Origin of the sequence: Marinovum sp. PR37 (assembly GCF_028807375.1) — a bacterium.
Classification (GTDB): Bacteria; Pseudomonadota; Alphaproteobacteria; order Rhodobacterales; family Rhodobacteraceae; genus Marinovum; species Marinovum algicola.
The window spans coordinates 57,946-67,629 of sequence record NZ_JARAML010000030.1 but is presented as its reverse complement, the minus strand read 5'-3'; the positions used below and the strand labels follow the sequence as shown (position 1 = coordinate 67,629).

The following is a 9,684-nucleotide window of genomic DNA, read 5'->3' as shown; positions in this document are numbered from 1 at the left end:
TGGCACCACAGAAATTGAGTCGGACCCACAATTGGATGCCGATCCACACGCCTTCGTCTCCGAACCGGTCTCCCAGGCATGCAGATAGACGCATTCGTATTTCAGGGTGCGCCATAGCCGTTCGATGAAGATGTTGTCGAGGAACCGACCTTTCCCATCCATCGAGACCCGCACACCAGACCGGCGCAGCCGGTCCGTCCAGGCGAAGGACGTGAACTGAGAACCCTGATCCGTATTCATTATCTCGGGCGGGCCGAACTTGTGGATGGCCTCGTTCAGCGCCTCGACACAGAAGTCGGCCTCCCTTTGACCGGCAGGTGTTTGCACGCAAACACCGAGAGGGGGCGTGTTCGAGATTCGCCAGGCCAGAACCTTGCGGGTGTGCCAGTCCATGATCGCCACGAGGTATAGGAACCCGCAGCGCATGGGCAGGTAGGTGATATCCGAGCACCAGACCTGGTTCGGGCGATCCACATGCAGGCCTCTCAGCAGATAGGGATAGGTCTTGTGCCCCTTCGCCGGCCTGCTGGTATTGGGCTTCTGGTAGATCGGCATGAGCCCCATCAGGCGCATCAGCCGGCGTATCCGCTTCTCGTTCACGGTGTGTCCGTCGTTCCGCAGGTGCCAGGTCATTTGCCGGACACCGAAGAACGGGGTCTCCAAGAACTGCTCGTCGATCTGCCGCATCAGGCCGAGGTTCTGCTCAGACTCGCCCTTGGGCGTGTAGTAGAAAGACGAGCGCGCGATCGACAGCAGCTTGCACTGCTGCCCAATCGACAGATCCGGGTGGTCAGGCTCGATCATGCCGCGCCTCACTTCCCGCCCCAAGGCTTCAGCTTTCGTTCCAAAAAAGAGTTGGCCACCGCCAGCTCCCCGATCTTGGCGTGAAGCTCCTTCACCTGCTCCTCGTCAATCTCCGGCTTCTTGCGGCTCCCGCGCTCGAACACGCCGGACGCGCCTTCGAGCAGGGCTCGCTTCCATTGGTGGATCATCGTCGGATGCACCCCGAACCGGCTCGCCAGCTCGGCGGCAGTCTCCTCGCCCTTCAGGGCTTCCAGCGCGACTTTCGCCTTGAACTCAGGCGCGTGCTGCTTGCGTTTCGACATCTCTGATCTCCTTCTCGTCGAAGATCAGCAGACTGCAAATCGTAGCTTATGTCAGTGTCCGAATTTCGGGGGGTAGCTCAGTCGCGGGAAACCCCAAACTGACGCGCAGCCTCGCGCTGACTCATGCCTTCTGAACAAGCCAGACGAACCTTCCGATACAAATCCACGGTGAAAACCCTCCCACCCTCCCTGCCGCCAGAAAGGGTAAAAGTGGACGACTTTTACGCCGCCCGCAGCGGGCTCATCCCGCCGCTACCGTGGTCGACTTTCTCACCGCCGTTCTGACCGCCCGGTCATACCGTCATGCGAGGTCTGACGCGTTCAGACTTTGGACCGACTATGCCGCGGATCTGGCCGCCTGAAAACCGTGATGGCGAATCGTAGCACTTGGGGTCCGGCAACCTGACAAAGCCCCCGCCAGCCTGCCGAAAACGCCATCGCCGGATACATCGACCGGATCTTCAATCTGGTTCGACGGCCGTCATCGCTCGACCTCCAGAGCCCGGTCGCGTTCAAGCGAAACACTCTCCACCAAGTGGCGGCGCGAGTCAAACCCCGGCCACACGCATCGTAGGCCCGGTGCCGCAGGACCCGTCAGCACCGATTAGCTGGCCTGCCAAAGGCTGCTGCGCCAGCGCCTTGGCGTCGAGGAACCGTCGCTGACTGGTGACAAAAAGACTCCTGTCGCTCCAGATCGCCATAGTCGGGCGGTGCACCGGCAGGCTCAGGCGGTGGCAGATCTCGCCGCTCGCCGGGTCGATGCGGATCAACTCGCCCGGACCCACCAGCGCCAGCCAGAGCTTGCCCTCGCCGTCCATGGACATGCCGTCGGGATGGCTGCCTTCGGGCAGTGTAAGCAGGGTGCTTCGGCGGGCGATGCCGCCATCCGCGTCGAGATCGAAGCGTTCGAGCCTGCGCGTCGGGGTGTCGGTGAACCAAATTGCATCAGCCTGCGGATCGCCGACGATGGCGTTGGGAATGGCAATGTCGCTCAGCACCTTCTCGATGCGGCCATCGCGGTCGCGCCGGAACAGCCCACCCGAGGGCACGCCCTTGCCGGACACATCCATCGAGCCGAACCAGAGCCGCCCCTGACGGTCGGGCTTGCCGTCGTTCAGCCTGCGCTCAGGCGCATCGGCCTCAGTATCGCTGATCCGTTCCCAGACCATCGCCTCGGGATCGAGCGCCACCAGCCCGTCTTCCAGCCCCAGCACCAGCCGTCCGCTCTCCGCCAGCGCGATCAGCCCGCATTGGCCAGGCAAGGGGATGGCGCTGTTTTTGCCGCCGGGCTGGTGGCTCAGCAGGCGTTGGCCCTGGATGTCGAGCCACCAGAGACAGTCGCGCGTCGCATCCCAGAGCGGCACCTCGCCGGTAAGAGCAAGGGCTTCGTGGCGCGGGGTGAAGGTGTAGTCGGTCATCAGGGTCTTTCCAGTTTCACACGGGTGGGCGCGCGCCCGGTCACGCCGGGGCGCAGTTCGATCAGCCGCCCCGAGAGCGGGGCAATGTCGTTGTAGCCAGGCGGCAGGCGCAGGTAGGTCGAGGTGACAAAGAGACTGCCAAGGTCCGGCCCGCCGAAGGTCAGCGCCGTGGGCATCGGCACCGGCAGCGCATGGCGCGCCAGTTCGCGGCCCTCCGGATCGAGCCGCAGCACCGACCAGCCGCCGCGCATGGCAACCCAGAGACAATCCTCGGCATCGATGGTCAGGCCGGCGGGCTGGCCCTCTGCATCCGAACCCTCCAGCAACGCACGCCGCGACAATGGCAGGCCGTCCTCGTCAAGCTCGTAAGACATCAGCACCGCGCGGCCTTCGGCCGGGTCCTGTTCGGTCAGATAGGCGTGGCGGCCGCCGCGGCTGAAGGCAGTGTTCTTGGGCAGGAAAATCTCGGGCTGGATGATCTCGGTCGTGAGATCTGGGTGAATGCGGTAGAGCGTGCCGCTCTTTTCGAGATTGTCGAGCGGCATCGTGCCGGTCCAGAGCCGTTGCTCGGGATCGACGCCCACCGTGTTGAAGCGGTTCTCCGGGCGATGCGCCTCGGGGTCGATCAGCGGGGTCTGCTGGCCGCTGGCGGGGTCGAAGAGCGACAGCCCGTTCTCGCCAGTGAGCAGAAGTTCCGCGCCGGTGGTCAGCGCCAGCCCGCCCGTCAGCCCGTCGAGCAGGCTGCGGCCGCTGGCGCCGGTCTCGACATCCAGCCAGCGCAGCGCCGGGGCCAGCACGTCAAGCCACCAGAGCCGGCCGGTGCTCTCGCACCAGCTCGGGCTTTCGCCGACGTAGTCGCGGCCGGTGTCGTGCACCTTGCCCTCGAAGCCGGTCTTGGGGCGAGGCGCGATCACCTGTTCGTTGAGCTTTTGGGTGACGCCCACGTGGTGCGAGGCGCGGCGCGCGGCCTCGCGGATCATCTGGCCGGCCTCGTGCAGCCGGTCGGGCCGGGTGCCGGCGGCGTCGAACTGGCAGCAGAGCGCGCCGACCACCGTGCCCTCGCCATCGAGCACCGGGGCGGCCACCGCCAGCGGATCGCCATCGCTGGCGACATAGCCCAGCGCGCGGGCCTTGCTGAGGATGCGTTGCAAATCAGCGGACCATTCGTTTTTTTGCCCCGCCGGGCGCCCGGCCAGCATCGCCTGCCCCGGCGTGCTGCTTTCCAGCGTGAGGCGCGGCCAGACCCGAATGGTACGGCCGGCTGGATCGGCGGCGTCGAGCACGAAGACCGAATCGTCGTCGCTGACATAGAGGCAGCAGGGCACTTTCAGCAGTTGCGACAGTCGCGACATCTCGGCCTGGCAGGCGCGCACCGTCGAATCGCGGTCGAGAGCGCCGCGCGCCAGCGACATCACCGTGGCGCCGATCGCATAGCGACGGTTGTCGCGGTCATAGCGCACCAGACGGCGCGAGCGCAGCGCCGAGAGCAGCCGGTGCAGCGAGCCCTTGGAGAGGCCGAGGTGATCCTGAATCTGCCGGAAAGTCAGGGGCGAAGAGCGTCCGAGCAGCAAGAGAAGATCGATTCCGCGGGTGAGCGACTGTGCGCCCGGCACATCCTCGGCATTTTCGAGAGGGTCGTCGATCTGCATGCGCCTCGTCCTTTGGTTTCGTCACCGTCCGTCACCCAAGTGTATCACATAAAGAGAGCAAACTGCGCAATGGTTCACATGTTGACACAATTACAGAAGTGTTCCACATTGTGGGGAGGAGGACGAAATGACCCAGCGAACAGCCCTTGCAGATGTCACGCTCTGGCGTGCCGACGTGTCGGACAAGACCGTCTGGTTGCTGCTGCGTCTGCGCGATGGCGCCGGGCGGGAGGGCTGGGGCGAGGCGACCTCTTTCGGCAACGAGGCCGAGATCACCGGGCTGGTGGCGCATCTGTCCGACCTGGTTCGGGGCGGCGATGTGCAAGGCGTTCAGCCGCTGCTCTCGGCGCTGCAACAGGTCGAGATTGCCCCGGGCCGCCGGGCGCTGTTGAGCGCGCTGGAGCAGGCAGGGCTCGACCTTGCGGCGCGCCGCGGCTGCCTGCCTCTGGCCGAGATGCTGGGCGGCGCGCGCCGCGATGCGGTGCCCTTTTATGCCAATATCAACCGCGGGATTGCCGATCGCAGCCCGGCGGGCTTTGCCGCCCGGGCGCGGCAGGTGATCGACACCACCGGCGCCTGCGCCGTCAAGATCGCGCCGTTTGACGGCTATCGCTGGGACCGGCTCGACTGGCCCGAGCGCCGCGCAGTGCTGGAGCAGGGGCTGGCGCGGGTCGATGCCGTGAGGGCCGAGCTGGGCACTGATGCGGATGTCTTTGTCGATTGCCACGAGCGCTTCGATCTGCATGGCGCACAGCAGGTGATTGCCGAGCTCTGCCGCATGGGCGTTGCCTGGATCGAGGATGTGACCGCCATGCATCTGACCACGCCCGAGAATCAACGCCGGCTGCGCACCGCCTGTCACGCCGGCGGGGCGCGGCTGGCCGGGGGCGAGAATGTCACCGATAGCGCCGGGATGACCGCGCTGATCGCCGATGGCGGCCATGATGTGGTTCTTCCCGACCTGCGCCTGACCGGGGTCCAGGAGGGCATGGCCATGCTGCGCCTTGCCGCCGCCTCTGGCGTCTCAGCCTCTCTGCATAACCCGGTGGGCCCGGTGCTGGATGCGATCTCGGTCGAGTTGGCGGCGAGCCTGCCCGGCTTCCTCATCCTCGAGCGCCAGATCGGCGAAAGCGAGATGACCGCCCGTATCCGCCCGACATCCGCCGCGATGGCGCAGGGACGGGTGGCCACGGCGACGGCTGCGGGCTTCGGTTTCGTGCCCGAGACAAGTGCGCTGGTGCCGGCCGAGGCCGGGACGCGCAAGGGCATGGCCTCTTTCACCGGGACCCCCGGCGCAGGGCCGGACGCATGACAGATACAGGACAGACAGGGGATACGCCCATGACCGCCGAGACAGGCTTTACCGGCCGAACCGCCCTCGTGACCGGGGCCAGCCGCGGCATTGCCGCCGCAATTGCCGGGGGGCTGGCCGCCGCCGGGGCGCGGGTGGTGATCTCCTATTCCGCCAAGGCCGATGCCGCCGCCGGCCATGCCGGCGCCGCCGAGGCGCTGGTGGCTGAGATCACCCAGGCCGGTGGCCAGGCAATGGCCATCGAGAGTGACATTGCCGAGCCCGGCGCGCCGGAGCGGCTGATTGCCGATTGCGCCCGCGAAATCGGCGTGATCGACACGCTGGTGCTCTCGGCCAGCGCCCAGGTCAATAAGGTGTTCTGGCGGCAGACGCCCACGGACATCGCCACGCAGCTGCAGGTCAATGTCACCGCCAATGTGGCGCTGTTGCAGGCGGTGCTGCCGCGTATGCAGGCCGAGCAATATGGCCGCATCCTGACCATCGGCTCGGTGCAGGAGGTGGCCCCGGGGGCGGAGATGCCGATCTATGCGATGACCAAGGCGGCGCTGCGCAACCTGGTGGAAAACCTTGCGGTGCAATGCGCCCGCGACAACGTGATGATCAACAATATCGCGCCGGGACTGATCCAGACCGACCGCAACGCCTTTCGCCGCGAGGACCGCGCCGGATGGCAGGAGTTCGTCCGCAGTGCCAACCCGGCCGGCCGCGCGGGCAGCCCAGAGGACGTGGTGCGCCCGGCGCTGTTCCTTCTGGCACCCGACAACAGCTTTACCACCGGCACCACGATCTATGTCGCCGGCGCGGCCCAGGTCGCCCGGTCCAGCAGTGACGCGGCCTGTGCCGTGTCGCCCGCGCTGCAAGGCGCAACCTGAGAAATCAAACACCACAGCAAGATCCCAAGGGAGGACACATGCTCAAGACCCTCATCAAAACCGCCGCCGTCGCGGCCCTGATCGGCCCCTTCGCCGGTCCGGTCGCCGCCGCCGAGGATTACCCCTCGCGCAACATCGAGATGATGTTCCCCTGGGGGCCGGGCTCTGCCTTTGCCATGGCGCAGATCATCACCAATGCCATGGGCGACGAGCTGGGCACCAATATCAGCGTTGTCTCGACCCCCGGTGCGGCCGGTGTTAAATCCTTCAACACCGCGCTGGAAAAGCCCGCCGACGGCTATACGCTGATCGATGGCTGGGTGGCGCCGCTGGTGCTGCAGCCGCTGGCCGGCAACACCGAGTTCACCCACAAAGATTTCACCCCGCTGTGGTCGGCCACCCGCGTGCCTTTCGCCGTGGTGGTGCGCAAGGATGACGAGCGCTTCCCCGATTACGACGCCTTCATCCAATATCTGAAGGACAACCCCGGCAAGGCGCGCTATTCCTCCGGCTCCATCGGCAATATCCCCCATATGGTGCTGGCCAAGATGATGCAGACCGAGGGCGTCTATGCCCGCAACATCCCCTATCCGCAGGATGGCGATGCCTTCAAGGACCTGCGCGGCGGGTTGCTGGATTTCAGCTTCAACGACCCGATCACATTCCAGTCCAACAAGGACGCCTTCAAGACGCTGGTGGCCTTCACCAACGAAAAGGACGTGGCCGCGGCCTATGACGAGAATACCCCGACGCTTGACGAGGTCGGCGTCGACATCGGTCTTACCGGGCTTGCGCCCTCGGGCTGGAACTGGTTCCTCGTGCACAAGGACACGCCGGCGGAGATCGTCGACACGCTCAACACCGCGATGGAAGCGGCGCTGAACCGGCCCGAGGTGCAGGAGAAACTGAAAGCGGCAGGCTTCCTGCCGACGATGTATCCGCCGGAGCGCTACGAAGAGATCGTCGGGCCCATCGGTGACCAGATTGCGGCGGCCAAGGACGCCATCACCTGGGAAGCCGAGCAACTGAAGAAGTAAGCCACTCACAGCTGAAACAGGGACGTTCCGGAGCAACCGGTGCGGCCCACATATGAAAAGGGAGGCGAGGATGACCGAGACAGCGACACCGGATCGCGACACCGGCCCAGAGGTGGTGGACCGCGTGGCACCCGGGGAATGGGTCATGCTGGCGGCCTTCACGGCTCTGGCGCTTTTTGTCTACCAACAGATTTACGGACCGCTTACCGCGGCCGGCTATGCCGATGGCGACGCGGTCAACAATGCTGCGCTGTTTCCGCGGCTGGTGGCCAACATGATCCTCGGGCTCTGCGGCCTTCAATTCCTGCAACTGCTGCGCCGCCGCGTTGTGCTGAGTGCCGAGTTCCGGCACGGCAGCACACGCGATACCGCCTGGCGTTGTGGCGTCGGCACGATGGTGCTGCTGGCCTACTTGCTGGTGCTGCCGGTGATCGGTTTCTACCCGGCGACGGCGGCATTTCTGCTGGCGCTGTTCCTGCTGCTCAAGTCCCGGCCGGTCTGGATCGCGGCGCTGGTCGCTGTGCTGATGACTTTGGCGGTGGGCTATGTCTTTGAAGAGCTGTTGCGTGTGGTCCTGCCGCACGGGCGGTTCGGTCTCTCGCTGTAAGGACGCGCGCCATGTTCGACATTCTTCTCGCCGGGCTCGACAGCTTCCAGTCCTGGCAGGTGATCGGGGGGGTGATCCTCGGCACGGTGATCGGCATGGTGGTGGGCGTGCTGCCGGGCCTCGGGCCGCTGATCGGCATCATCCTGATGCTGCCGGTGACCTTTCACATGCAGCCGGTGGCGGGGATGGGCATGTTGATGTCGATCTTTGTCGCGGGCTCCTGCGGAGGGGCGATCTCGGCCATCGTGCTGCGCATCCCCGGCACGCCGCTGGCCGCCGCGACCCTGCTTGACGGCTTTCCGATGGCGAAAAACGGCCGGGCGGCGGATGCCATCGGGCTGGCGATTGCCTCTTCCGCCCTGGCCGGCGTCCTCGGCGGTATCGTGATGATCCTCGGCGCCCCGGCGCTGGCGGCGGTGGCCACGAACTTCGGCCCGCCGGAGTATTTCGCGCTGGCGATCACCGGGCTGCTGTCGATCTCGGTGGTGTCGAACGAGAGCACGATCAAGGGGCTGATGACCGGCGCGCTTGGCGTGCTGATCGCCATGGTGGGCAGCGATCCGCTGTCGAACGCGGCGCGCTTTACCTTCGGCACCAATGCGCTGTCTGGCGGCATCCATATCGTAGCGATCATCGTCGGGCTCTTTGCCCTGTCCGAGGCGGCGTTTCAGATCCTCGAAGGCGGGTTTCGCAAGAAGCCAGAGGTGCAGGCGGTGCGGGTGTCCATGCGCGCGCTCTGGATGGCGCTGCGGCACTGGAAGAACCTTTTGCGCTCCTCGACCATCGGCGTGTTCTTTGGCGCGCTGCCGGGCGCCTCTGGCATCATCGCGTCGTTTACCGCCTATGCCATCGCCCGCAGCCGCCCGCTGAAAGGCGACGCGCCCTATGGCGAAGGCGCCGAGGGCGGCGTGGTGGCGACCGAGTCGGCCAACAATGCCGCCTGCGGCGGCGCGATGATCCCGACGCTGGCGCTGGCCATTCCCGGCGACGCGGCCACCGCGGTTCTGCTCGGCGCACTGCTGCTGTTGGGACTGGTGCCCGGGCCGCAGATGTTCGCGCTGTCGGGCGACGCTGTAGGCGGCATCTTCCTCGCTTTCCTTGTATCGAACGTCGTTCTGTTCTTTGTCGGCATGCTGATGACGCCGCTGTTTGTGCGGGTGCTGAAAGTGCGCAAGCAATACCTGGTGCCGACGGTGCTGCTGCTGTCGATTGTCGGGGTCTATTCGGTACAGTCCAGGGTCGATGACCTCTGGGTGATGCTGGTCTTCGGCGTGCTGGGCTTCGGGCTGCGGCGCTACGGCTATCCGCTGGCGCCGATCGTGATCGGGCTGATCCTCGGGCCGATTGCCGAGGGCAGCTTCCGCCGGACGCTGCTGTTTTCCGACAATGGCGCCTGGTTCATCCTCGAGCGGCCGATTGCCACCACCATCCTGGCCATAGACCTGCTGGTGCTGATCGTGGCCTTTACTCCTCCGGATCTGCGGCGGGCAGCAATGACGCGGCTGCGGACCCTGAAAAGCTGAACCGGCACTGAAACCGGGGCGAATGGCGATTGCCACCGGCCCTCGCTGGACCTGGATTTCTTGCTGGTTCTGCCCGGCGGCGCCGTCACGAGAATTTTCCCAGATCCAGCGGTGCGAAACCGCCGATTGCAAGCCTTCGGTTTGACAATTGAGCGCCGCG

8 protein-coding genes and 1 pseudogene are annotated in these 9,684 nt (G+C 65.7%); 5 read left to right on the top strand and 4 right to left on the bottom strand.

Features of this window, described 5'->3' with window-relative positions; all coding sequences use genetic code 11:
- The 4 genes and pseudogenes from PVW49_RS20385 to PVW49_RS20365 all read right to left on the bottom strand — a co-directional run.
- A protein-coding gene (locus PVW49_RS20385; protein WP_443137072.1) for an IS3 family transposase occupies nucleotides 1-1,106 on the bottom strand; the annotation gives its coding sequence in 2 pieces (ribosomal slippage) (nucleotides 1-833 and nucleotides 833-1,106; 1,107 coding nt annotated over the 2 pieces). This gene is flagged as partial in the annotation.
- Nucleotides 1,107-1,186: 80 nt separating this feature from the next.
- A pseudogene (locus PVW49_RS20375) lies at nucleotides 1,187-1,273 on the bottom strand (helix-turn-helix domain-containing protein); the annotation flags it as partial.
- Between the two features lie 381 nt (nucleotides 1,274-1,654).
- On the bottom strand, nucleotides 1,655-2,524 hold the full coding sequence (locus tag PVW49_RS20370) for an SMP-30/gluconolactonase/LRE family protein (protein ID WP_274565540.1): 870 nt from the start codon (nucleotides 2,522-2,524) through the stop codon (nucleotides 1,655-1,657).
- A complete protein-coding gene (locus PVW49_RS20365) occupies nucleotides 2,524-4,173 on the bottom strand; it encodes an SMP-30/gluconolactonase/LRE family protein (RefSeq protein WP_274591420.1) in 1,650 nt (549 codons plus the stop codon). The genes PVW49_RS20370 and PVW49_RS20365 overlap by 1 nt, the downstream gene beginning before the upstream one ends.
- Nucleotides 4,174-4,300: 127 nt before the next feature.
- Between PVW49_RS20365 and PVW49_RS20360 the strand changes: the two genes are divergently transcribed.
- The 5 genes from PVW49_RS20360 to PVW49_RS20340 all read left to right on the top strand — a co-directional run bounded on the left by PVW49_RS20360 (nucleotide 4,301) and on the right by PVW49_RS20340 (nucleotide 9,524).
- A complete protein-coding gene (locus tag PVW49_RS20360; RefSeq protein ID WP_274591419.1) occupies nucleotides 4,301-5,485 on the top strand; it encodes a mandelate racemase/muconate lactonizing enzyme family protein in 1,185 nt (394 codons plus the stop codon).
- A 29-nt stretch (nucleotides 5,486-5,514) separates the two neighbouring features.
- Entirely contained in the window at nucleotides 5,515-6,357 is an 843-nt protein-coding gene (locus tag PVW49_RS20355; RefSeq protein WP_274591418.1) for an SDR family NAD(P)-dependent oxidoreductase, read from the top strand.
- 38 nt (nucleotides 6,358-6,395) lie between these two features.
- Nucleotides 6,396-7,394 carry a Bug family tripartite tricarboxylate transporter substrate binding protein gene (locus tag PVW49_RS20350; RefSeq protein WP_274565544.1) on the top strand — a complete coding sequence of 333 codons (999 nt, stop codon included), beginning with the start codon at nucleotides 6,396-6,398 and terminating at the stop codon, nucleotides 7,392-7,394.
- A 70-nt stretch (nucleotides 7,395-7,464) separates the two neighbouring features.
- Entirely contained in the window at nucleotides 7,465-8,001 is a 537-nt protein-coding gene (locus tag PVW49_RS20345; protein ID WP_274591417.1) for a tripartite tricarboxylate transporter TctB family protein, read from the top strand.
- Nucleotides 8,002-8,012: 11 nt separating this feature from the next.
- The gene (locus tag PVW49_RS20340) at nucleotides 8,013-9,524 is read left to right on the top strand and encodes a tripartite tricarboxylate transporter permease (RefSeq protein ID WP_274591416.1); all 1,512 of its coding nucleotides are present in this window, start codon (nucleotides 8,013-8,015) and stop codon (nucleotides 9,522-9,524) included.
- The last annotated feature ends 160 nt before the right edge of the window (nucleotides 9,525-9,684 follow it).